The 24,705-nt window shown below is 47.0% G+C and carries 12 protein-coding genes, 4 tRNA genes and 3 rRNA genes; 13 read left to right on the top strand and 6 right to left on the bottom strand.

The window, feature by feature from the left end; all coding sequences use genetic code 11:
- Positions 1–142: 142 nt before the first annotated feature.
- From Pcarn_RS12270 to metA, 9 genes are all read left to right on the top strand, one after another.
- A 16S ribosomal RNA gene (locus Pcarn_RS12270) occupies positions 143–1,695 on the top strand.
- Between the two features lie 93 nt (positions 1,696–1,788).
- Positions 1,789–1,864 (top strand) — tRNA-Glu (locus Pcarn_RS12265).
- A gap of 2 nt (positions 1,865–1,866) precedes the next feature.
- Positions 1,867–1,942, top strand: a tRNA-Lys gene (locus Pcarn_RS12260).
- 30 nt (positions 1,943–1,972) lie between these two features.
- Positions 1,973–2,048 (top strand) — tRNA-Val (locus tag Pcarn_RS12255).
- A gap of 300 nt (positions 2,049–2,348) precedes the next feature.
- Positions 2,349–5,238 (top strand): 23S ribosomal RNA (locus Pcarn_RS12250).
- A gap of 91 nt (positions 5,239–5,329) precedes the next feature.
- Positions 5,330–5,445: ribosomal RNA gene (gene rrf, locus Pcarn_RS12245) — 5S ribosomal RNA — on the top strand.
- Together the 16S, 23S and 5S rRNA genes with 4 tRNA genes alongside form the textbook arrangement of a ribosomal RNA operon.
- Positions 5,446–5,506: 61 nt before the next feature.
- A tRNA-Asp gene (locus Pcarn_RS12240) sits at positions 5,507–5,583 on the top strand.
- A gap of 163 nt (positions 5,584–5,746) precedes the next feature.
- Positions 5,747–6,289, top strand: a complete 543-nt coding sequence (locus tag Pcarn_RS12235) for a hypothetical protein (protein WP_261834135.1) — start codon at positions 5,747–5,749, stop codon at positions 6,287–6,289.
- A gap of 97 nt (positions 6,290–6,386) precedes the next feature.
- Complete coding sequence (gene metA, locus Pcarn_RS12230; RefSeq protein ID WP_261834134.1) at positions 6,387–7,328, top strand: homoserine O-acetyltransferase MetA; 942 nt, start codon at positions 6,387–6,389, stop codon at positions 7,326–7,328.
- Between the two features lie 30 nt (positions 7,329–7,358).
- Here metA and Pcarn_RS12225 read toward each other — a convergent pair whose 3' ends face one another.
- Complete coding sequence (locus Pcarn_RS12225; RefSeq protein ID WP_261834133.1) at positions 7,359–8,645, bottom strand: cation:proton antiporter; 1,287 nt, start codon at positions 8,643–8,645, stop codon at positions 7,359–7,361.
- Positions 8,646–8,827: 182 nt separating this feature from the next.
- Between Pcarn_RS12225 and metH the strand changes: the two genes are divergently transcribed.
- Positions 8,828–12,496, top strand: coding sequence for a methionine synthase (gene metH, locus Pcarn_RS12220; protein WP_261834132.1), 3,669 nt, complete (start codon positions 8,828–8,830; stop codon positions 12,494–12,496).
- 53 nt (positions 12,497–12,549) lie between these two features.
- Here the strand turns inward: metH and lysC are convergent, their stop codons facing one another.
- Entirely contained in the window at positions 12,550–13,908 is a 1,359-nt protein-coding gene (gene lysC, locus Pcarn_RS12215) for a lysine-sensitive aspartokinase 3 (RefSeq protein WP_261834131.1), read from the bottom strand.
- Positions 13,909–14,185: 277 nt separating this feature from the next.
- Here lysC and Pcarn_RS12210 point away from each other — a divergent pair, with 277 nt between their 5' ends.
- Positions 14,186–15,298: a pyridoxal-phosphate-dependent aminotransferase family protein gene (locus tag Pcarn_RS12210; RefSeq protein ID WP_261834130.1), complete on the top strand. Its 1,113-nt coding sequence runs from the start codon at positions 14,186–14,188 to the stop codon at positions 15,296–15,298.
- Positions 15,299–15,334: 36 nt separating this feature from the next.
- On the opposite strand, the gene Pcarn_RS12205 is transcribed toward Pcarn_RS12210, so the two are convergent.
- The 4 genes from Pcarn_RS12205 to Pcarn_RS12190 all read right to left on the bottom strand — a co-directional run bounded on the left by Pcarn_RS12205 (position 15,335) and on the right by Pcarn_RS12190 (position 21,679).
- A complete protein-coding gene (locus Pcarn_RS12205) occupies positions 15,335–17,104 on the bottom strand; it encodes a PglL family O-oligosaccharyltransferase (RefSeq protein WP_261834129.1) in 1,770 nt (589 codons plus the stop codon).
- Between the two features lie 14 nt (positions 17,105–17,118).
- Positions 17,119–19,950 (bottom strand): excinuclease ABC subunit UvrA, encoded by a 2,832-nt coding sequence (uvrA, locus tag Pcarn_RS12200; protein WP_261834128.1) that lies wholly within the window; start codon positions 19,948–19,950, stop codon positions 17,119–17,121.
- A 113-nt stretch (positions 19,951–20,063) separates the two neighbouring features.
- Complete coding sequence (galU, locus tag Pcarn_RS12195; protein WP_261834127.1) at positions 20,064–20,936, bottom strand: UTP--glucose-1-phosphate uridylyltransferase GalU; 873 nt, start codon at positions 20,934–20,936, stop codon at positions 20,064–20,066.
- Positions 20,937–21,043: 107 nt separating this feature from the next.
- Positions 21,044–21,679 (bottom strand): response regulator transcription factor, encoded by a 636-nt coding sequence (locus Pcarn_RS12190; protein WP_261834126.1) that lies wholly within the window; start codon positions 21,677–21,679, stop codon positions 21,044–21,046.
- A gap of 314 nt (positions 21,680–21,993) precedes the next feature.
- Between Pcarn_RS12190 and Pcarn_RS12185 the strand changes: the two genes are divergently transcribed.
- Together Pcarn_RS12185 and csrD are read left to right on the top strand one after the other, a co-directional pair.
- Positions 21,994–22,545, top strand: a complete 552-nt coding sequence (locus Pcarn_RS12185; protein WP_261834125.1) for a single-stranded DNA-binding protein — start codon at positions 21,994–21,996, stop codon at positions 22,543–22,545.
- A gap of 149 nt (positions 22,546–22,694) precedes the next feature.
- A complete protein-coding gene (gene csrD / locus Pcarn_RS12180) occupies positions 22,695–24,689 on the top strand; it encodes an RNase E specificity factor CsrD (protein ID WP_261834124.1) in 1,995 nt (664 codons plus the stop codon).
- The last annotated feature ends 16 nt before the right edge of the window (positions 24,690–24,705 follow it).

Below are 24,705 nucleotides of genomic sequence, written 5' to 3'. Positions count from 1 at the left end.
ATGAACTGAGTGACCAAACGAGTCGAAAGACTTGGCACAGTCAATTCATTATCGTTCTGTTGGAACGATAATAGCTTTAAAATTACTTAGTGATTTTGAAGTCAGTATTCATTGAGCCGTTACTTCGGTAACAACAAAACTTTAATTGAAGAGTTTGATCATGGCTCAGATTGAACGCTGGCGGCAGGCCTAACACATGCAAGTCGAGCGGAAACGAGTTATCTGAACCTTCGGGGAACGATAACGGCGTCGAGCGGCGGACGGGTGAGTAATGCCTGGGAATATGCCTTGATGTGGGGGATAACCATTGGAAACGATGGCTAATACCGCATAATCTCTTCGGAGCAAAGAGGGGGACCTTCGGGCCTCTCGCGTCAAGATTAGCCCAGGTGGGATTAGCTAGTTGGTGAGGTAATGGCTCACCAAGGCGACGATCCCTAGCTGGTCTGAGAGGATGATCAGCCACACTGGAACTGAGACACGGTCCAGACTCCTACGGGAGGCAGCAGTGGGGAATATTGCACAATGGGCGCAAGCCTGATGCAGCCATGCCGCGTGTGTGAAGAAGGCCTTCGGGTTGTAAAGCACTTTCAGTCGTGAGGAAGGTAGTGTAGTTAATAGCTGCATTATTTGACGTTAGCGACAGAAGAAGCACCGGCTAACTCCGTGCCAGCAGCCGCGGTAATACGGAGGGTGCGAGCGTTAATCGGAATTACTGGGCGTAAAGCGCATGCAGGTGGTTTGTTAAGTCAGATGTGAAAGCCCGGGGCTCAACCTCGGAACCGCATTTGAAACTGGCAGGCTAGAGTACTGTAGAGGGGGGTAGAATTTCAGGTGTAGCGGTGAAATGCGTAGAGATCTGAAGGAATACCGGTGGCGAAGGCGGCCCCCTGGACAGATACTGACACTCAGATGCGAAAGCGTGGGGAGCAAACAGGATTAGATACCCTGGTAGTCCACGCCGTAAACGATGTCTACTTGGAGGTTGTGGCCTTGAGCCGTGGCTTTCGGAGCTAACGCGTTAAGTAGACCGCCTGGGGAGTACGGTCGCAAGATTAAAACTCAAATGAATTGACGGGGGCCCGCACAAGCGGTGGAGCATGTGGTTTAATTCGATGCAACGCGAAGAACCTTACCTACTCTTGACATCCAGAGAACTTTTCAGAGATGAATTGGTGCCTTCGGGAACTCTGAGACAGGTGCTGCATGGCTGTCGTCAGCTCGTGTTGTGAAATGTTGGGTTAAGTCCCGCAACGAGCGCAACCCTTATCCTTGTTTGCCAGCACGTAATGGTGGGAACTCCAGGGAGACTGCCGGTGATAAACCGGAGGAAGGTGGGGACGACGTCAAGTCATCATGGCCCTTACGAGTAGGGCTACACACGTGCTACAATGGCGCATACAGAGGGCGGCCAACTCGCGAGAGTGAGCGAATCCCAAAAAGTGCGTCGTAGTCCGGATTGGAGTCTGCAACTCGACTCCATGAAGTCGGAATCGCTAGTAATCGTAGATCAGAATGCTACGGTGAATACGTTCCCGGGCCTTGTACACACCGCCCGTCACACCATGGGAGTGGGCTGCAAAAGAAGTGGGTAGTTTAACCTTCGGGAGGACGCTCACCACTTTGTGGTTCATGACTGGGGTGAAGTCGTAACAAGGTAGCCCTAGGGGAACCTGGGGCTGGATCACCTCCTTATACGATGATTATTCACGATGAGTGTCCACACAGATTGATATGGTTTAGAAAGTAAAGAGATTAGAGATGTCCCCCAAGACATTTCAACTTAGTGTCCCGTTCGTCTAGAGGCCTAGGACACCGCCCTTTCACGGCGGTAACAGGGGTTCGACTCCCCTACGGGATACCATTGGGTCGTTAGCTCAGTTGGTAGAGCAGTTGACTTTTAATCAATTGGTCGCAGGTTCGAATCCTGCACGACCCACCATTCTTCTCCACGAGGAATTAAAACTTTCGTGGGCGATTAGCTCAGTTGGGAGAGCACCTCCCTTACAAGGAGGGGGTCACTGGTTCGAGCCCGGTATCGCCCACCATCTTTAAGTGCATTTACTAAGTGCTTTTAAAAATGGTTTCGAAAGAAATCTGCTCTTTAACAATTTGGAAAGCTGACGAATATTGTTTGATTAACAATATTCAATTAAAAGTTCTCAAATCCTAATCTTTTGATTAGGTACCAACACACAATCAAGTGTTCTTGGAATTTGAGTCCGGCAAAATCGAGTCTGCATCATGTTTAAATAATTGCAGACAACTTTGGTGATTTAACCTTTGTCTTCACTTTTTAAAAGTGAAAGCAAATAGGTCAACCTTAAAGAAACTTCTTTGGGTTGTATGGTTAAGTGACTAAGCGTACACGGTGGATGCCTTGGCAGTCAGAGGCGATGAAAGACGTATTAACTTGCGATAAGCCCAGATTAGGTAGTAAAAACCATTTGAGTCTGGGATTTCTGAATGGGGAAACCCAATTGCATAAGCAATTATCTTGCACTGAATACATAGGTGTAAGAGGCGAACCGGGGGAACTGAAACATCTAAGTACCCCGAGGAAAAGAAATCAACCGAGATTCCGAAAGTAGCGGCGAGCGAAATTGGATTAGCCCTTAAGCTTTTAATGCGTTAGACGAATGTTCTGGAAAGTTCAACGATACAGGGTGATAGTCCCGTAGTTGTCGACGCATCATCAGTGAAATCGAGTAGGGCGGGACACGTGATATCCTGTCTGAATATGGGGGGACCATCCTCCAAGGCTAAATACTACTGACTGACCGATAGTGAACCAGTACCGTGAGGGAAAGGCGAAAAGAACCCCTGTGAGGGGAGTGAAATAGAACCTGAAACCGTGTACGTACAAGCAGTAGGAGCACCTTCGTGGTGTGACTGCGTACCTTTTGTATAATGGGTCAGCGACTTATATTCAGTGGCAAGGTTAACCATCTAGGGGAGCCGTAGGGAAACCGAGTCTTAACTGGGCGTTCAGTCTCTGGATATAGACCCGAAACCAGGTGATCTAGCCATGGGCAGGTTGAAGGTTGAGTAACATCAACTGGAGGACCGAACCGACTAATGTTGAAAAATTAGCGGATGACTTGTGGCTAGGGGTGAAAGGCCAATCAAACCTGGAGATAGCTGGTTCTCCCCGAAATCTATTTAGGTAGAGCCTCGGACGAATACCAATGGGGGTAGAGCACTGTTAAGGCTAGGGGGTCATCCCGACTTACCAACCCTTTGCAAACTCCGAATACCATTGAGTACTATCCGGGAGACACACGGCGGGTGCTAACGTCCGTCGTGGAGAGGGAAACAACCCAGACCGCCAGCTAAGGTCCCAAAGTATAGCTAAGTGGGAAACGATGTGGGAAGGCTTAGACAGCCAGGATGTTGGCTTAGAAGCAGCCATCATTTAAAGAAAGCGTAATAGCTCACTGGTCGAGTCGGCCTGCGCGGAAGATGTAACGGGGCTAAGCTATACACCGAAGCTGCGGCTGCTAATTTTATTAGCGGGGTAGGGGAGCGTTCTGTAAGCCGTTGAAGGTGGTCTGTAAGGGCTGCTGGAGGTATCAGAAGTGCGAATGCTGACATGAGTAACGATAAAGGGGGTGAAAAACCTCCTCGCCGGAAGACCAAGGGTTCCTGTCCAACGTTAATCGGGGCAGGGTAAGTCGACCCCTAAGGCGAGGCCGAAAGGCGTAGTCGATGGGAAACGGGTTAATATTCCCGTACTTCTTATAATTGCGATGGGGGGACGGAGAAGGCTAGGTGGGCCTGGCGACGGTCGTCCAGGTTCAAGTATGTAGGCGGAAGGTTTAGGTAAATCCGGACTTTCTTAACGCTGAGATACGATGTCGAGCCGCTACGTGCGGTGAAGTCATTGATGCCATGCTTCCAGGAAAAGCCTCTAAGCTTCAGATTATAAGGAATCGTACCCCAAACCGACACAGGTGGTCGGGTAGAGAATACCAAGGCGCTTGAGAGAACTCGGGTGAAGGAACTAGGCAAAATGGTACCGTAACTTCGGGAGAAGGTACGCTCTCGACGGTGAAGTCCCTTGCGGATGGAGCTATTGGGAGTCGCAGATACCAGGTGGCTGCAACTGTTTATTAAAAACACAGCACTGTGCAAAATCGTAAGATGACGTATACGGTGTGACGCCTGCCCGGTGCCGGAAGGTTAATTGATGGGGTTAGACGTAAGTCGAAGCTCTTGATCGAAGCCCCGGTAAACGGCGGCCGTAACTATAACGGTCCTAAGGTAGCGAAATTCCTTGTCGGGTAAGTTCCGACCTGCACGAATGGCGTAATGATGGCCACGCTGTCTCCACCCGAGACTCAGTGAAATTGAAATCGCTGTGAAGATGCAGTGTACCCGCGGCTAGACGGAAAGACCCCGTGAACCTTTACTACAGCTTGGCACTGAACATTGAGCCTACATGTGTAGGATAGGTGGGAGGCTTTGAAACCAGTACGCCAGTATTGGTGGAGCCATCCTTGAAATACCACCCTTGTATGTTTGATGTTCTAACTTAGCCCCATTATCTGGGGTGAGGACAGTGCCTGGTGGGTAGTTTGACTGGGGCGGTCTCCTCCCAAAGAGTAACGGAGGAGCACGAAGGTGGGCTAATCACGGTTGGACATCGTGAGGTTAGTGCAATGGCATAAGCCCGCTTGACTGCGAGAATGACAATTCGAGCAGGTGCGAAAGCAGGTCATAGTGATCCGGTGGTTCTGAATGGAAGGGCCATCGCTCAACGGATAAAAGGTACTCCGGGGATAACAGGCTGATACCGCCCAAGAGTTCATATCGACGGCGGTGTTTGGCACCTCGATGTCGGCTCATCACATCCTGGGGCTGAAGTCGGTCCCAAGGGTATGGCTGTTCGCCATTTAAAGTGGTACGCGAGCTGGGTTTAGAACGTCGTGAGACAGTTCGGTCCCTATCTGCCGTGGGCGTTGGAAGATTGAAGGGGGCTGCTCCTAGTACGAGAGGACCGGAGTGGACGAACCTCTGGTGTTCGGGTTGTCATGCCAATGGCATTGCCCGGTAGCTAAGTTCGGAATCGATAACCGCTGAAAGCATCTAAGCGGGAAGCGAGCCCTGAGATGAGTCTTCCCTGGCACTTTAAGTGTCCTGAAGGGTTGTTCGAGACTAGAACGTTGATAGGCAGGGTGTGTAAGCGTTGTGAGGCGTTGAGCTAACCTGTACTAATTGCCCGTGAGGCTTAACCATACAACACCTAAGAGGTTTTGAGTTGGACTCGAAGATAGAACGTTGATTGTGTGATGAACTTTTAGATAGCTTTCCGAATTTTAAGAATTTGCTTGGCGACCATAGCGTTGTGGACCCACCTGATTCCATGCCGAACTCAGAAGTGAAACGCAATAGCGCCGATGGTAGTGTGGGGCTTCCCCATGTGAGAGTAGGACATCGCCAGGCTTTAAATTACATCGACTCAAAGCAACGCGAGTAAGACTTTGAATTGATAACAAATTGGTGCGGAGTGGTAGTTCAGTTGGTTAGAATACCGGCCTGTCACGCCGGGGGTCGCGGGTTCGAGTCCCGTCCACTCCGCCACTAATAGAGAAGCCCTAGTCGAAAGACTAGGGCTTTTTTACGTCTGAGGCTTTTATAATTCTGCTGATAGCTGATAGCCCCCAGATCCTCAATCTCAATTCTTTATCCCTAACATTCTGCTGAACAGTGGTATCTTTATTTAAAGTCTCTAATTGCTACGATGATGAAAAAGCTACTGATCTTATTCCTCTGTATTCTGTCTATATACCTATTCACGCTGTTTGGTAGTGTGTTTGGGCTATTGGCATATAAAGACAGTGGTTACGACTGGGAGTGGCTGACTTTGCCATTTGTAGATAGTGGTGTGCAGATTGCTAGAACTCGGAATACCCATCAGCTTCTTCTTCGTAAGCTTTATCCAATGCAGTCTATAGAGGTGTCTGTCTATACAACCATGGATAACAAGCTAGTCCTTCAATTGACCGACTATAGTAGCTGTGCGGCTGATGCTAGTGGACAGTTAAAGATCAATAAGTCTGACAGTCAAACAGTAACCTTTAGTTGTGACAAGCAGGAGCAGCTGAGGTACAGCAGAATTCTGAGGCACTTAAGCCACACAGAACTTGAAATAAACGGTAAGACACTGGTTATCGACTTTTCTGATTGGAACATTGCCGATCTGCAAAAAGACCAGTTTAAACAACTACATCCAGAATACTTTAAACGGCTAGGAGAGAACCCAGAATATCAATGGGCTCGGGATTGAAGGTTAGATTTCAATATCGTACTCGACATCATGATTCTATTGCAGTAGTCTGACAGGATATACGTATGGACGTCTAGATGCTTAAAGGAGAAAAGTTGTGCCGATTCGAGTCCCTGATCAATTACCTGCGACGGATGTATTGCGCGGAGAGAACATCTTTGTGATGTCTGAGTCTCGTGCGTCTTCGCAAGAGATTCGTCCGCTTAGAGTCCTACTACTGAATCTAATGCCGAAGAAGATTGAGACTGAAACCCAGTTCCTTCGTCTTCTCTCTAATAGTCCTCTTCAAGTAGATGTAGAGCTACTACGCATTGATAACCGCCCAAGTAAGAACACTCCAACAGAACACCTTGATACCTTTTATCGCCAATTTGAGGGAGTAAAACAGCGCAACTTCGATGGCTTGATCATCACAGGTGCGCCATTAGGTTTGGTTCAGTTTGAGGATGTGATCTATTGGGAGCATCTGCAGTCCATTATGAACTGGGCAAAAGAACACGTAACTTCAACACTTTATGTTTGTTGGGCTGCTCAGGCAGGTCTGAAGCTACTCTATGACTTGCCTAAACGCACTCGAAAGGAAAAACTATCAGGTGTGTATCAGCATCTGATTCACGATCAGCATCATCCTATCTTGCGTGGATTTGATGATACCTTCCTAGCGCCTCATTCTCGTTATGCGGACTTCTCACCGGAATACTTAGCTGAACATACAGATCTAGATATCCTCGCGACCTCGGATGTTGCAGGTGTATACCTAGCTTCGACTAAAGATAAGCGTAATGTATTCGTAACGGGTCATCCGGAGTACGAGTCACATACCCTACATACGGAGTATGTGCGTGACCTTGGAGAGGGTATGGAGCCTGCTGTTCCTGTGAACTACTATCCTGAAGATAATCCGGATAAAGCCCCTCGCGCTACTTGGCGCAGTCATGGGCATCTGCTGTTTAGCAATTGGCTCAACTACTGCGTTTACCAACAAACTCCATATGACTTGGATAAGTTCTCTGAAGCGAACTTTACCACCGACGAATAAAAAGAAGGCGTGCCATATGCACGCCTTTTTCTATTTTTCTTCTTCCTCTGGTTCGAGCGTTTTAGCTTTTTCTATCATAGGGGTGATAGTCATCCCTTGTATCAAGATAGAGAACATCACCACCGAATAGGTCATCACCATGATGAGCTCTTTTACGTCTATGTTCTTCTCTGGGATAACCATAATGCCGGTTGGGATAGACAGTGCCATTGCCAAGGCAAGACCTCCTCGCAGGCCACCCCAAGTAAGGATCTTCACTGACATTGGGTTGTACTTTCTAAAGCGGTTAAAGCCTATATAGGTGCCTCTTACACTCAAGAAACGAGCTGTCAGTACCAATGGCACAGCTAATACCATCAACACCCAGTCTTCCTTATGGAATTCAAATAACAGCATAGACATACCGATGAGTAGGAACAGTACACCGTTTAGGAACTCATCAATCAGCTCCCAAAAGTGGTCGAGGTTTTGATGACTCTCTTTTGAGAACCCTTTTTGTCTGGTCCAGTTACCTATCATGATGCCCGATACCACCATGGCTAGTGGTCCTGATACTTCAAGCACTTCGGCAAATACGTAACCTGCGGTTGGTATGGTTAGGGTTAGTAGTAGCTCCATTGAATGATCATCGGTAGAGCTGATCAGAAAGTGGAACAGCAAGCCTAGAACGAAGCCATACAGAATACCGCCCACTGCCTCGTGTAGGAATAGTGAAGTAACACTGCCTACGGTAGGTGCTTCGCTGCCAAAGGCGACTGTGAACATGGTGACAAAGATAACCAGACCAAAACCATCGTTAAACAGCGACTCCCCCTCGATTTGAGTTGAGATACGTTTTGGGGCATTGAGTTTCTTAACGATCGCCAATACTGCAATGGGGTCGGTAGGGGATATCAAGGCACCAAATAGAAGACAGTAGATAAGGTCAAGATTGATGCCTATTAGTGAACATAGGAAATAGAGGACAAAGCCAATAAAGAAGGTTGAGAAGATGGTTGCACCCAGTGCCAGTCCTGTAATTTCCCATTTTTGATCTTTGAGGTGGTCTATGTGTATGCCAAGGCCACCTGCAAATAGAAGGAAACCCAAAATACCTTTAAGTAGGAAGTTCTCAAAGTCTATTGAAGCTATGGTTTCTGTGGCTACATGAGATAGCTTAAACCAACCCATTTGACCTGCGATGATGATGCCGAGAGATAAGAGCATTGCACCAGCGGTAATGGCTATGGTGGTTTGCATCTTACCAATCTTACTGTTGATAAAGGCGATTAATACCGCTCCGGCTGCCAGAAAGCAGAGCGTATTGTAGGCTTCCATTTAATTCTCCATTTAATATGCGCATCAAGACTTTGAGACATATTTCAGAGTAATTCAAATAAACTATGTTTTCGTTAACGATAAAATAACAACACCTAGTGTTTTAGACGTCTAGAAATCTAATAGGACTGTGATAGGATGGAGGGCAATTTCGGAATAATTTGAGCTGAGCAGGAAGCAGTATGAGAGACCAATTAGAGGCCCAGTTACAACAACGTATTTTATTGATCGATGGTGGTATGGGCACCATGATCCAAAACGAGAAACTAGAAGAACCGGATTATCGTGGAGGACGTTTTGCTGATTGGCACTGCGACCTAAAAGGCAACAACGACCTACTCGTTCTGACTCAGCCTCAACTGATCAAACAGATTCACTCGCAATACCTAGAAGCGGGTGCGGACATCTTAGAAACCAACACCTTTAACGCCACCACGATTGCGATGGCGGACTATGAGATGGAAGACCTCAGTGAAGAGATCAACTTTGCTGCGGCGAAACTGGCTCGTGAGGTGGCTGATGAGTGGACCGCAAAGACACCAGAGAAGCCTCGCTATGTTGCGGGTGTGCTTGGTCCAACAAACCGTACCTGTTCTATTTCTCCAGACGTAAATGACCCAGGTTTTCGTAACGTTACCTTTGACCAATTAGTTGAAGCGTATAAAGAGTCTACTCATGCCCTTATTAAGGGTGGTAGTGACCTTATTCTTATTGAGACCATTTTCGATACCTTGAACGCCAAGGCGTGTGCTTTTGCAGTCGAGACTGTGTTTGATGAGCTAGGCTACTCTTTGCCTGTGATGATCTCGGGCACGATTACTGATGCCTCAGGTCGAACCCTTTCAGGTCAAACAACCGAAGCCTTCTACAACTCCCTTCGTCACGTTCAGCCGATCTCTTTTGGCCTCAACTGTGCTCTTGGTCCAGACGAGCTACGTCCTTATGTAGAAGAGATGTCGCGTATCTCAGAGACCTTTGTCTCTGTGCATCCAAATGCGGGCCTACCGAACGCCTTTGGTGAATATGACCTTTCTCCTTCAGATATGGCTGAGCACATTAAAGAGTGGGCAGAATCTGGCTTCTTGAACCTGGTGGGTGGCTGTTGTGGTACTACGCCAGAGCATATCCGCGCCATGGCAGAAGCTGTTGAAGGTGTTACACCTCGCTCTCTTCCTGAGTTAGTTACAGCTTGCCGACTGTCTGGTCTTGAGCCGCTAACCATTGAAAAAGAGACTCTATTTGTAAACGTGGGTGAGCGTACTAACGTAACTGGTTCAGCTCGTTTCAAGCGCCTGATTAAAGAAGAGCTTTATGAAGAAGCTCTCGAGGTTGCACGTCAGCAGGTAGAGAATGGTGCTCAGATCATCGATATCAATATGGATGAGGGCATGCTGGATGCGGAAGCCTGTATGGTTCGTTTCCTAAACCTGTGTGCCTCAGAGCCAGAGATCTCCAAGGTGCCGATCATGGTCGACTCCTCCAAGTGGGAGGTTATCGAGGCAGGTCTTAAGTGTCTCCAAGGCAAGGGCATAGTTAACTCTATCTCTCTAAAAGAGGGCAAAGAGAAGTTTGTTGAACAGGCTAAGCTGATTCGTCGCTATGGTGCCGCAGTTATCGTAATGGCCTTTGATGAAGTGGGTCAGGCGGATACTCGTGAGCGCAAGATAGAGATCTGTACCAATGCCTACAACATCTTAGTGAACGAAGTTGGCTTCCCACCGGAGGACGTTATCTTTGACCCGAATATCTTTGCGGTAGCGACGGGTATCGATGAGCACAACAACTACGCAGTAGATTTCATTGAAGCGGTTGCAGACATTAAACGCGACCTGCCACATGCTATGGTTTCAGGTGGCGTATCTAACGTATCTTTCTCCTTCCGCGGTAATAACTATGTGCGTGAAGCGATCCATGCGGTATTCCTATACCACTGCTTCAAGAACGGTATGGACATGGGTATCGTTAATGCCGGTCAGTTAGAGGTGTATGACAACGTACCAGAGAAACTGCGCATTGCGGTAGAGGATGTGGTGCTTAATCGTCATCCAGATGCTACGGAGAATCTGCTTGAGCTCGCAGAAGAGTACCGTGAAAATAGCGTTGGTTCACAAGACGATGGAGCCGCTCAAGAGTGGCGTTCATGGCCAGTACAAAAACGCCTTGAGCATGCGCTAGTTAAAGGTATTACCGAGTTTATCGTCGAGGACACAGAAGAGGCTCGAGCCAATGCTAGCAAGCCACTCGAGGTTATCGAAGGTCCACTGATGGACGGCATGAACGTGGTTGGTGATCTATTCGGTGAAGGTAAGATGTTCCTTCCACAGGTAGTAAAATCAGCGCGTGTAATGAAGCAAGCCGTTGCGTATCTAGAGCCTTACATCAATGCAGAAAAACAGGCGGGACAGTCTAACGGCAAGATCCTCCTAGCAACGGTTAAGGGTGATGTTCATGACATCGGTAAGAACATTGTTGGTGTGGTACTTCAGTGTAATAACTACGAGATTATCGACCTTGGAGTAATGGTTCCTTGCGAGAAGATCTTAAAAGTCGCTAAGGAAGAAAACGTAGACATCATTGGTCTATCTGGCCTGATCACCCCTTCTCTAGATGAGATGGTGCATGTGGCAAAAGAGATGGAACGTCTCGGGTTTGATCTGCCATTGATGATCGGCGGTGCTACCACCTCTAAGGCACACACTGCAGTTAAGATTGAACAAAACTACTCCGAGCCTGTGGTGTATGTAAATAACGCATCTCGCGCGGTAGGTGTATGCACCTCTCTGTTATCGAATGAATTGAAGCCAGCTTTCGTTGAAAAACTAGACCTAGACTATGAGAGAGTGCGTGAACAACATGCACGTAAGCGTCCGAAGAGCAAACCTGTGACTCTTGAAAAAGCTCGTGCTAACCGTGTTGATATTGATTGGGAAGGCTACACGCCGCCTCAACCTAAGACGCTTGAGCCTGTGGTTATCAAGGACATGGATGTATCTGTGTTGCGTAAGTATATCGATTGGACTCCTTTCTTCATGACTTGGAGCTTGATGGGCAAATTCCCTGCTATTCTCGAGCACGAAGAAGTGGGTGAAGAAGCCAAGCGCCTATATCAGGATGCAAACGAGTTCCTAGATAAGATAGAAGCGGATGGCATCATCAAGGCAAGTGGTATGTGCCAACTGTTCCCAGCGAACAGCAATGGTGACGATATCGAGGTGTATGCAGATGAGTCTCGCACTGAGGTAATCAAGACTCTACAGCATCTTCGCCAACAGACAGAGAAACCGAAAGGCTTTAACTACTGTTTGAGTGATTACGTTGCACCTAAGAGTTCAGGTAAAGCTGACTGGATCGGTGCCTTTGCAGTAACCGGTGGTATTGGTGAGCGTGAGCTTGCGGATAAATATAAAGCTGAGGGCGATGATTACAACGCCATCATGATCCAGGCGGTTGCAGATCGTTTGGCAGAAGCCTTTGCTGAATATCTACACCAAGAGGTACGCACTAAGCATTGGGGTTATGCACCTGATGAGCAATTGGATAACGATGATCTAATTCGTGAGAAGTACCAAGGTATTCGTCCAGCGCCGGGTTATCCCGCTTGTCCTGAGCACACAGAAAAAGGACCGCTTTGGGAGCTTATGAATGTGGAGGAGACTATTGGTATGTCTTTGACCTCTAGCTATGCAATGTGGCCAGGTGCTTCGGTGTCGGGTTGGTATTTTTCTCATCCAGATAGTCGCTACTTTGCCGTTGCACAGATCCAAGAAGACCAGTTGAATGACTATGCCGCTCGTAAGGGCTGGGATAGACTTGAGGCTGAGAAATGGTTAGGCCCAAACATTAACGGCTAGCTGAATAGAAAAAAGGGGCGATAATCGCCCCTTTTTAGTATCTAACGTATTGTTTATGCTTGGTTTTCAAACAGCTGACGATGCAATTGTTGCACTGCATGGCGAGCCGAAGACTCATGCAATAGGAAGCATAGGTTATGGTTACTCGCACCATAACAGATCATTCTTAGGTTGTGGTCTTCTAGGGTGCCGAAGATGTGTTTCGCTGTCCCTTTCGCCTGGCCCATGTTGTTACCGATAAGGGCGATTAGGCTAAGGTTGTGCTCAACCTCTACAGAACAAAGCTCTTCCAGTTCTCGCTGAGCTTCTGCTGGAAGCTGAGGTGAACCACCTTGAGTGTTAGTACGGTCAAGGGTCAGAGAGACACTGATCTCTGAGGTTGTGATCAAATCTACCGACACGCGATGACGAGCTAGGATCTCAAACACTTTAGCGAGGAAACCATATGCATGGAACATGCTAAGGCTTTTTAGAGTCACCATGGTTTGATTGCCACGCAGGGTTACTGCACGGAACAAAGGTGCGCTTTCTACTTGCTGTTTTACCCAAGTACCACCAAGCTCTGGCTCTTTAGACGAACCTACAAATACAGGTATCTTATGGCGAAGGGCTGGCAATAGTGTCGATGGGTGCAGGATCTTGGCACCATAGTTTGCCATCTCCGAGGCTTCGCTAAAGCTGATCTCTTGGATTGGTTTCGCTTGAGGCGCGATTCTAGGGTCAGTGGTATAGATACCTGGAACGTCTGTCCAGATCTCTAGACCACTTGCATCCACTGCTTCTGCAATCAAAGCGGCACTGTAGTCACTGCCACCACGACCTAGGGTTGTGGTTTGGTTATTATGGTCAGAGCCAATAAAGCCTTGAGTGATAACAATATTATCTTCACACAGTGGCACAAGATGAGACTGAGCTGCCACACGGATATCATCCAGTAGCGGTTCTGCACTACCAAAGTTTGATGTGGTCTTCATTACGGTGCGGATATCAAAGCGGGTTGCTTGATGTCCACGTTCGCGCATCAACTGGCTAAGAATGTGTGTAGACATAAGCTCACCACAGGCAACTAGCTGGTCAGTCAGTTGAGTACTGCTCTTTTCCGCGGCCTGTTCTGCACATTGAGAAACCTTAGCGAGGATCTCATTGATAGCAGGGGTGATCTCAGAAGGGTTTTTCAGTTGATCTACGATAGAGAAATGGATTTGAACTAGGTTCTGCAGCAATTGCTCACGCTTGGCTTGCTCTTGCACACCATTTGCCAGTTCTACCAAGATGTTAGTTACGCCAGAACAGGCGCTAATAACGACGAGTTTAGTGTCAGGGTTGTTTTCTACAATGGCTGCACAGCGGTTCATCGCTTCATAGTTAGCGACACTGGTGCCACCGAATTTAGCAACGTTGATTGCTCCCACGGCTTCTCTCCATTATTCCTTTAATGAGCTTTTCTAAAAAAGACAAAAATCTGTGATTCAAAAGTGCCGGAATAAACCAGCGATAATTATTCGGAGATGGGTATTTTTATTGGTTTTTCTCCAAACAATCATTGAAAGGCTTTGCTCAAATTATGTCAACCGGTTGAATGAAATTCTTGCAAGATACTTTGTCTATCAGGACTCAATTCTGGCTTGTTAGGTTTGAGCGAGGCTTGTGAGTGTCATACCCTGAAGAAAAACAACAAGGACACCCTATATGCAAAGCTTCAATCCCCCACGTCGCACTTTATTGGGCCCTGGCCCTTCAGATATCTCTCCTCAAGTTCTTCAAGCGCTCGCAAGACCGACCATAGGTCATCTAGACCCTTTGTTTATCAATATGATGGACGAGCTTAAAACTCTGCTGAAGTATGCGTTTCAGACTGAAAATGAATTCACTATTGCTATCTCTGCACCTGGCAGTGCGGGAATGGAAGCGTGTTTCGTTAACCTGATTGAACCGGGTGAGAAGGTGATTGTCTGCCGCAATGGTGTTTTTGGCGAGCGCATGCGAGAAAATGTTGCTCGTTGCGGTGCAGAAGCTGTGCTGGTGGATGATGAGTGGAGCAGTGCTGTTTCTGTTGATAAAGTCGCGCAGGCTATCGAAGAGAATCCTGATGCTGTTGCCGTAGCCTTTGTACATGCTGAAACCTCAACCGGTGCAGTCAGTGATGCAGAAGCCATTGCCAAGTTAGCGAAGCAAAAGGACATGCTGGTTATTGTTGATGCAGTAACCTCACTCGGTGGCGTTCCCTTGTATGTAGATAACTGGGGCTTGGATGCTGTTTATTCTGGAAGTCAGAAATGCCTTTCTTGTGTGCCAGGACTATCACCGCTGACATTCTCTCAGCAAGCTATCGATAAGATACAAGCTCGTAAAAATCCGGTTCAGAGTTGGTTCCTCGATCAGAGTCTAGTTCTCGGTTACTGGAGCGGAGAGGGTAAACGCTCATATCATCACACGGCTCCGGTTAACAGCCTGTACGCTCTACATGAAGCCTTGTTGATTCTAAAGAATGAAGGGCTAGAGAATGCTTGGCAGCGTCATCAGCAGATGCATCAGTTGCTCAAACAAGGCCTATCCAAATTAGGTATTGAGTTTGTGGTTGAGGAAGAACAAAGACTGCCTCAACTTAATGCGGTTTATATTCCGCAAGGGGTCGATGATGCCGAGGTTCGTCAGAGGCTTCTCAACGATTACAACCTTGAGATAGGAGCAGGTTTAGGTGCGCTTGCTGGCAAGGCTTGGCGTATCGGACTGATGGGGTATGGTGCTCGTAGAGAGAACGTTGCGCTCTGTTTGCGAGCCCTAGAAGAAGTGCTCAAGTAGAATAGAAAAGGCTCCGTAGAATACGGAGCCTTTTTCTTATTCGGAATCAGTAGCGTCAGACTCTGATTTTTCTCCCACCTTGACCAAGGTGATGTTATCAAAGTCGACATTTGGAAATAGGAACTTGGCCTCCCCGCGAATCTCCTCGGCTAACCTCTCATCAGACAAGCCTTGATAAGCCAAGATTAGGTTCTTGTATACCGAAGGTCTTGGTTTGTGCTGGATAAACTCTTGAGACCAATCCACGAACGACTGGATATAGTCTGGATTGCCCGTCGCCAGTCCTAGCTGTAAGAAGGTGCTATTGATATCCCATTCGTATCTGTCTTTCCATACGATTGGATTTGTTACTCTATCTAAGATGTCAGGGTTTTTCGGCTTGGACTTCTCAAATTCCGTTAATACCTGATTGGTTTGAAGTGAGGTCAACATAAAGAAGCTAACGACGATAGGCATCAACAGGCTTCCTAGTCTCAATATGAGTTTGGAAGAACGGCCGAAGTTGAATTGATAGCTCTTACCACCGCGCTGATCAACCCAATAGATCAATAGGATAAAACTGATCCAGTGTATGGCTGAGTGATAGAAAGGATATTCTAGCTGTGAGTGAAGCACGATTGGAATAAATAGCGACAAGATACCAATACGAGTGCCTTTTCTTGCCTTTGTCAGCCAATACAGTACATAACCCATCGCTAGTAAGATCCCGAACAAAGGTAATATGCCCCCTTCAGCACCCCAATAAAGCAGTTCATTATGCGGGTGGTCCATAGACGGCAGGCCAGCAGGGTACTCGCTGTTCAGCTGATGCTGTCTTGCCGTATACAGCATATATTCAGGCTCGAAGCGACCATAACCATATCCAGAGAGAGGCTTCTCTATCAACATATCTAGGGTTTGAGGAAGGGTATATGCCCTCGGACTTTCTAGATCAGCTTTTTGCTGTAGTAGTGATTGGTTATCCCCGACTTGAGTCAATCCTAAACCAACACCCAACCCGAGCAGCAACATAGCGCCCCAAGTATAGGCTCGATTGCGGGCAGCGAAGCGATGTACATAAGGCAAAAGCAGAGCGAGTGCGAGAATAGAGCCTAGCCAACCAGTGCGAGACGCTAATACAACCAGAAGTGGAATAGTGAGAACTGGAGTCGCGTAAAGAAGGATAAGTTTATGGCGCCAATGCAGATACTTAGTATGGGGCTGTCTAGCCAGTAAATAGCCAGAAATCACCAAACCAGTAGCCAAGAAACTGGCCATAACATTTGGTTGTTGAAATATACCGTAGGGGCGGTTAGCTACTGTGTTATAGCCAAACATATTGCCCTCAGAGAGCAAGGTATATTGTACCCAGCCAAACAGTGCTTCGATTAACACGGATAGCAAGATGAACCATAACAGGCGCTGTTTCTCTTCATTACTGAACCGGAATTGTTGTAAGGCAACAAATAGCCCAAGACCAGCCCATAGTCCCATTAGTCTTGGCAATGCCAGCAAAGGTTCAGCATTGGGATAAAACAGTGGCAGAGTCAGTAAGATACAGCTGATCAACATAGCCACAGACAGCTTGGAGTATTTGATAACACGGTTACGTGCTGTCTGATAGGCGGCCATACCCAATGCAATAGATATGGTTATCCAAACCGGTGGGTTAAAGGAGAGAAACAGTCCTGCACCACCCGGATTGGGGGTGAAGAAATGGGTCGCCACTAAAAAGGCGACCCCGATTGCGAACATAAAACGCTTGTTCAAAGGCACAGTTGGTTTCTGTGCCTGTAAGTTGGTACCTGAGGTTAACAGGGTTGCCATAGGTGGCGAGTCCTCTACATCTTGAGCATAGGTTTAAGGAAGCGAGCGGTATGAGAGCCCTCAACAAGCGCGACCTCTTCTGGAGTACCGGTAGCAATAATCTCGCCACCGCCTTGTCCACCCTCTGGACCAAGGTCGACAATCCAGTCGGCCGTTTTCACCACATCTAGGTTGTGCTCGATAACCACTATAGTATTGCCGTGGTCTCGTAGACGATGCAATACGGTTAGCAGTTGTTGTATATCGTGGAAGTGCAGACCTGTAGTCGGTTCGTCCAGAATATACAGAGTTTTGCCTGTGTCACGTTTGGATAGCTCACGAGCTAGTTTCACACGCTGTGCCTCACCACCGGATAGGGTGGTGGCTGCCTGACCTAGGCGGATATAGGATAGGCCAACATCAATAAGGGTTTTCAGTTTACGCGCGATAACGGGCACTGGTTCGAAGAAGGCGTGAGCATCTTCAACCGTCATCTCTAGAACTTGATCGATAGACTTGCCTTTGTAGCGAACTTCTAAGGTTTCACGGTTGTAGCGCTTACCTTTACAGCTATCACAAGGAACATATACGTCAGGCAGGAAGTGCATCTCTACCTTGATCACGCCATCACCCTGACAGGCCTCACATCGGCCTCCGCGCACGTTAAAGCTAAAGCGACCCGGTTTATAACCGCGGGAACGAGCTTCCTGTGTGCCCGCAAATAGTTCTCGGATTGGAGTAAAGATCCCGGTGTAGGTGGCAGGGTTCGATCTTGGAGTACGGCCGATCGGGCTCTGATCTATATCGATCACCTTATCGAAGTGCTGTAGGCCATCGATCTTCGCATAAGGGCTCGGATTGCTGGTGGTTGCACCGTTCAGTTCTCTGTGTGCAACCTTAAAGAAGGTATCGTTGATTAGGGTCGACTTACCCGAACCGGACACACCAGTGACACAGGTAAATAGCCCACACGGAATCGTTAAGTCGACCTGCTTCAGATTGTTACCGCTCGCCCCAGAAAGCTGGAGAAGTTTCTTAGGATCCACGGGAGTACGCTCTTTTGGCACTGCAATCTCTTTGGTGCCTTTTAGATACTGACCAGTGAGAGATTCATCGTTATTGATAATCTCTTCGTAGGTACCTTCAGCCACTACCTGACCACCATGCACACCTGCCCCAGGGCCGATATCGATAATGTGATCTGCGGTTCTGATGGCATCTTCATCGTGTTCAACAACCAGTACGGTGTTTCCGAGATCGCGAAGGTGAGTCAGGGTTGCAAGCAGGCGTTCGTTGTCACGCTGGTGGAGGCCTATTGACGGCTCATCCAGCACGTACATCACGCCAACGAGACCAGCACCAATCTGGCTAGCAAGACGAATACGTTGAGCCTCACCACCAGAGAGTGTTTCGGCACTGCGAGAAAGGTTGAGATAGTTAAGGCCAACGTTGACTAAGAAGTGAAGGCGGTCGTTGATCTCCTTCATTATCTTTTCAGCGATCTGCGCTTTTTGCCCCTCAAGCTCCAATGATTTAAAGAACTGCATCGCATCACTGATGCTCATCTCAACAATGCTTGGAAGCGGGGTATCGGCGATAAATACATTACGGGCTTCTTCGCGGAGCCTAGTGCCACCACAACTTGAGCATGAGCGGGTAGAGATATATTTGGCTAGATCTTCACGCACTGAGTTGGACTCAGTATCACGGTATCGACGCTCTAGGGTATTGAGAATACCTTCGAACGGATGGGTTTTAACTCGAATATCACCACGGTCGTTGATGTATTTGAACTCAATCTGGGTACGACCAGAGCCAGTTAGCACTATCTCTCGAATTTTCTTAGGAAGTGAGTTAAACGGTGCATAAAGGTCAAAGTCATAGTGCTCAGCCAGTGCGCCAAGCATCTGAAAATAGTAGTAGTTTTTCTGATCCCACCCTTTGATTGCGCCATCTGCGATACTCAGACTGTCATCCAGAACCACACGACCTTCATCAAAGTATTGCTGTACGCCTAAGCCATCACAGGTATGGCAGGCACCCGCTGGGTTGTTGAACGAGAATAAGCGTGGCTCCAGCTCTTGCATGCTATAACCACAATATGGGCAAGCAAAGTTAGCTGAGAAGATGATTTCATCTTCTTCGTCATGTTTATCCATTGAGGCAACCACAGCGATACCACCTGATAGCTCCAAGGTGGTCTCAAAAGATTCAGCGAGGCGTTGCTTAAGGTCGCCACGCACCTTAAAGCGGTCGACGATAACCTCTATGGTGTGTTTCTTATGAAGCTCTAGCGTCGGTGGATCGGATAGGTCGCAGATATCACCATCAACACGTGCTCTAATGAAGCCTTGTGCAACAAGGTTTTCAAAGGTCTTAACGTGCTCACCTTTACGCTCTTTCACGATAGGCGCAAGCAGCATCATCTTTGAGCCTTCTGGCAACTCAAGAACCTTATCAACCATCTGACTAACCGTCTGTGCGGCCAGCGGCACCTTGTGCTCTGGACACCTTGGTTCACCTACGCGTGCATATAGCAGACGCAGGTAGTCGTAGACTTCGGTGATAGTACCTACGGTGGAGCGCGGGTTGTGTGAGGTAGACTTCTGTTCGATGGAGATCGCAGGAGATAGACCCTCAATATGGTCTACATCTGGCTTTTCCATCAAAGAAAGGAACTGCCTGGCGTAAGCGGAAAGGGATTCTACGTATCGGCGTTGCCCCTCAGCGTAGAGGGTATCGAATGCTAGAGATGATTTTCCTGAGCCTGAGAGGCCTGTGATAACAATGAGCTTATCGCGAGGAATGGTGAGGTTGATATTCTTCAGGTTGTGGGTACGAGCACCACGAACGTCGATAGTATCCATCTGAATCCACTTTATAGTCAGCAATCTTGCAAGTATTACATAGCTTCAAAGCTGTGCAAACAATTACTGGATAAAAAAACAGTGGCTATTGCCACTGTTTTTCGGAATCAGAATTAGGCTTCTTTCTGGGTCGACTTCTTGCCAAGCTCAGTGGCTTTCTCGTCTTTTTTGTAGATGTTCTCAAAGCAGTAGTTGGTTGCTTCGATATAGCCATCTACGCTACCACAGTCAAAACGTTTGCCTTTGAATTTGTATGCTAGGACACAGCCAGCTTGTGCTTGCTTAAGTAGTGCGTCGGTGATTTGGATCTCGCCGCCTTTACCTGGTTCAGTGTTTTCGATTAGCTCAAAGATATCTGGAGTCAGGATGTAGCGGCCGATGATCGCTAGGTTGCTTGGTGCTGTGCCTGGTTCTGGTTTTTCAACCATGTCATCAACACGGATTAGGTCGTCTTTGATCATCTCACCCTTGATAACGCCATACTTATGGGTCTCATCTTCAGGCACTTCTTGAACTGCAACGATTGAACAACGGAACTGCTTATAAAGTGCTGCCATCTGTGCTAGAACGCCTTGCTCTTCGTTTACACAAAGGTCATCAGCAAGAACTACGGCAAATGGTTCATCACCCACTAGTTCACGACCAGTTAGGATTGCGTGGCCTAGGCCCTTCATTTCGCGTTGGCGAATATAGGTGAAGTTTGCAGATTCGATGATGTCACGGATATCAACCAGTAGCTCTTCTTTGTTGGTACCTTGGATCTGGTGCTCTAGCTCGTAGTTCTTATCGAAGTGATCCATGATGGAGTGTTTACCACGGCCAGTAACGATACACATACCGTCCATACCTGCTTCAATCGCTTCTTCAACGCCATATTCGATAAGTGGTTTGTTCACCACTGGCATCATCTCTTTTGGCATAGATTTAGTAGCAGGAAGGAAACGAGTGCCGTAGCCTGCGGCGGGGAATAAACACTTTTTAATCATGGGGTAACCTAACGTTATAAAGATTGTTATTAATTTAGCGCCTAACTCTACCATCAAGTTAGAGCTACCCCAATGTCTAGTGTATGAAATTTATGTAAATTGACGGGTTATGGTAAGAAATGGTGCGCCCACAATACCGCCTCGTCCCTGTTTTTTACCTTTATTTTCCGAAATATCTTATATAGATGAGACTTAATCGTGTGTTCGCTTACGAAAAGCTTTTCGGAGATATGATAATTTGACTTTCCCGACTTTAGAGCCTCCAGTACTTCTATTTCGCGGCGAGTTAAATTAATCGTATGAGGCGGGTTATAGCGAATTAAGACCGATTGAAAGTATGAGAGTAGCTGATCGGTGACCGCGCGGCTAAGCCATGACCGCCCTTGAGCCAAGGACTCCAATCCAAGGGCTATCTGCTCTGGACTTTGGTCCTTGTAGAAAATCCCTTTTAGTCGACCATATTTAAGCAACTGAGTTGTCTTTAATTGTAGTGGCGTGCGCGTGGTGACCATGAAGATATTCTTGCCCGGCTCATTCGGGTTCTCATACTCCAAAGGATTAAATTCTTTATCGTTATAACTGATGATTATTATTGGGGTTAAACTCGATTTATACTCCTGATGCCAATCTTCCAGTTTGTATAAGGTTAAGCCTGTTAGCTGTTGTAATTTTGTAATTGTTGTTTCGTCAAATCCACTGTTTTTATGTAGAAAGATTTGAGAGTTTATACCGTTAAACTGCATAATTTTTCCTCCTAACTGACAGATTTTGAGTCTGTTTCTAATTCATGTAATTCGCGAAGTATTGTTGGAGGTTTTGCGATCCATTTCACCTTAAAAAGCTAAGTTATACAGTACGTTGCAGTTGTGTGCGTAATGGATCGATATTTCTTTAAGTTATTGATTTGATGAATGTAAATCTAATTTAAATCCTCAGAAAGCTTGCTTAACCTTTATTGTCGCCGTGTAAGGAGTGGGATTTAGCACGTGTGATCCTATCTTCGATCGTGGTATGCTACCGCGTCTAAAAAGTGAGTAATCTGAAAACGGAGTGAGACATGGCAAGCCGTGGCGTCAACAAAGTTATTATAATGGGCAACCTAGGCCAAGATCCTGAGGTACGTTTTGCCGCTAATGGTAATGCTATCGCGAACATTACTATCGCCACTTCTGAAACATGGCGAGACAAAGCAAGCGGTGAACAGCGTGAAAAAACTGAATGGCACCGTGTGGTTCTATTCGGCAAAACAGCTGAAATCGCGGGCGAATACCTGAAGAAAGGCTCTCAGGTTTACATCGAAGGTCAACTGCAGACTCGTAAGTGGCAAGACCAATCTGGTCAAGACCGCTACACCACAGAAGTTGTTGTTCAATGGCCAACAGGTCAGATGCAACTGCTAGGTGGTCGTCAAGGCGGTGGTGCTCCAGGCCAACAGATGGGCGGTCAGCAAGGTGGTTACAGCCAGCCTCAAGGTCAAGCAAACTCTGGTTGGGGTCAACCTCAACAGCCGCAAGTGCATCAACAACCTGCGCAACAGCAAAAACCTCAGGCTCCACAGTCTAACTACAATGAGCCACCAATGGATTTTGACGACGACATTCCGTTCTAAAAATCAGCTTGGTAGACAAACTGTGAGAAAGTGGTCCCAATTGGGACCATTTTTTATGCCAGGTGTTTGTTTTTGTTAGCAATAAATTACAAATCTGCCAAACTATTCATACTTAATTTAACCAAATTCATATTCAGGGATTGAATTGCATGCGTACCACTCCAGCGTTAAAGCTGAGTACTCGCTTGGTTGCCTTTGTGACCATGATAGTCATCAGTGCTGTATTTATTCTTTTCGTTGGCGGTACTCTATCCATTCAAAAGCTTGGTGAGGAGTACACCAAGCGTTCAGTGCAAGGGATCGTAGAGGTCCTAGATCAGCAGATCCAAGCTTCAGTAGCAGACGGTGAGCTCAAGCGTTGGGTACCAAAACTACTGAAATCCAGCAATGTCATCGAGATGAAGCTGCATTCCGGCTCTGTAGTGCTGTTTGACTACAAAGATACAGCCAGGCCGTTTGAGCTTGAAAGGCTCGTCACCTACACCAGCAATCTGACCCTCAATCCTAGCTACACCATAGAGTTTAAGGTTATTCCGCCTTATATAGGTTACAGCTACTCCATCGGAGCATTATCTACTATCACACTCGCTATCGGCCTTATCGTGTTTTGTTTGAGACAGGGCGTAAAGTGGTTGAGGCAACAGTTGCGCGGCTCTGAACTTTTAGAAGAACGCGGACGAATGATTCTCGCGGGACGTGTTGAGCAGCACGCTATCGGAGACCACGAGGAGTGGCCTTATACTGCGAGCGAAGCATTGGATAAGCTGATTGCCGAGCTTCAAGACGCCAGACAAGAGCGCAGTCGCTTCGATACCTTTATCCGCTCCCAGACCTTTTTGGATCAATTGACCGGCGCATCTAATCGCCTCTCTTTTGATAACCGATTAGAGTCCACTCTAACTGAGAGTGGCGCTTCTGGTGGCATCATAGTACTCCAAGTCTATGACTGGGAAAGCATTAAAGAGCAAAACGATAAGCAGACCTTGGATGCCTTCATCGTTGAACTTGGCGATACCATTTCTAACAGTATCAACCGTTATCCAGATGTGGTTTTTGCTCGTTATTATGAGGCGACATTCTGCGCCATGATCCCTAATCAATCAGATACGGATCTCTCGAATCTTTGTAGTCAGATTTTAAGACAGGTAGAGAAATTACATCTTAACGGCATTGATCCAGACAACTGGGTGCACCTAGGCATGACCGTTTACCGTGAGGGTGAGCGTCGCACTAATATCGTTAATGAAGTAGAGACAGCGCTGAAGTCGGCTCAGTTGGAGAAAGAAAATAACTGGAACCGCTTTAATAAAGAAACAAAGTCCTCGGTAGATAGAGGCAGCGTTCGTTGGCGGGCTTTGTTTGATAGGGAATTGCATGCCGATAAAATTCATTTAATTAAGCAACCTTGCTTCCTGGCTCAAGAAAATGGTGAAGTTGAATTTCTACATCATGAGGTATTCAGTAGGATTATTGATGATAAGCAGCATATATTGAAGGCATCAAAGTTTAGCCCCGCAATAAGACAAACCGGCTATGAAAGCCAGTTAGATAAAAATGTTTTATTGAAGATAGTAAAATTTTTGAAGCTATCGGATGATATGGTATGCTATTCTATTAACCTCTATGCTCAACCGTTTAGGTACAGAACGCACTTCAATTGGTTGAGAGATGAGTTGCTTCAGTTGACCCCACAACAGAGGCAACGCCTGGCATTCGAGTTTATGGAAGGTCCAATGGTAACGCACCTAGATGCGATGCGACCTGTACTCAAAATGTTGTCAGGCCTTGGTTGCAAGGTAATTGTTAACCAAGCAGGCAGAACCATAATCAGTTCTCACTACATTAAAGAGTCTTCGGTGGATTATTTGAAATTGCACCGGAGCTTAGTGCGCAATATTGAAAGTCGACCTGAAAACCAACTCTATATTCGTAGCCTTTTAGGCGCTTGTGAAAATACACCGACTCAGGTTATTGCTGTGGGGGTGGAAACGAAGAAAGAGTGGCAAACTTTATTAAATCTTGGGATATCTGGTGGGCAAGGTCGCTTCTTTGCGAAAGAAAGTGACTTCTTACCGGGATCTGGATATAAGATTAGACAAACCATGTCGTCAATTTCAGGACGAAGAAATCGTTGGCGGAAATAATGAGCCAGAATTGAGG

It is taken from the genome of Vibrio ishigakensis, assembly GCF_024347675.1.
GTDB classification, from domain to species: domain Bacteria; phylum Pseudomonadota; class Gammaproteobacteria; order Enterobacterales; family Vibrionaceae; genus Vibrio; species Vibrio ishigakensis.
This window is presented reverse-complemented; position numbering and strand designations above follow the sequence as displayed.

Bases quoted from the DNA above. Each gene is read 5' to 3' on its own strand.
- uvrA (WP_261834128.1), bottom strand. From the start codon at position 19,950: ATGGATACTATCGACGTTCGTGGTGCTCGTACCCACAACCTGAAGAAT.
- Pcarn_RS12185 (WP_261834125.1), top strand. From the start codon at position 21,994: ATGGCAAGCCGTGGCGTCAACAAAGTTATTATAATGGGCAACCTAGGC.
- Pcarn_RS12205 (WP_261834129.1), bottom strand. From the start codon at position 17,104: ATGGCAACCCTGTTAACCTCAGGTACCAACTTACAGGCACAGAAACCA.
- Pcarn_RS12190 (WP_261834126.1), bottom strand. From the start codon at position 21,679: ATGCAGTTTAACGGTATAAACTCTCAAATCTTTCTACATAAAAACAGT.
- metH (WP_261834132.1), top strand. From the start codon at position 8,828: ATGAGAGACCAATTAGAGGCCCAGTTACAACAACGTATTTTATTGATC.
- Pcarn_RS12235 (WP_261834135.1), top strand. From the start codon at position 5,747: ATGAAAAAGCTACTGATCTTATTCCTCTGTATTCTGTCTATATACCTA.
- galU (WP_261834127.1), bottom strand. From the start codon at position 20,936: ATGATTAAAAAGTGTTTATTCCCCGCCGCAGGCTACGGCACTCGTTTC.
- Pcarn_RS12210 (WP_261834130.1), top strand. From the start codon at position 14,186: ATGCAAAGCTTCAATCCCCCACGTCGCACTTTATTGGGCCCTGGCCCT.
- csrD (WP_261834124.1), top strand. From the start codon at position 22,695: ATGCGTACCACTCCAGCGTTAAAGCTGAGTACTCGCTTGGTTGCCTTT.
- Pcarn_RS12225 (WP_261834133.1), bottom strand. From the start codon at position 8,645: ATGGAAGCCTACAATACGCTCTGCTTTCTGGCAGCCGGAGCGGTATTA.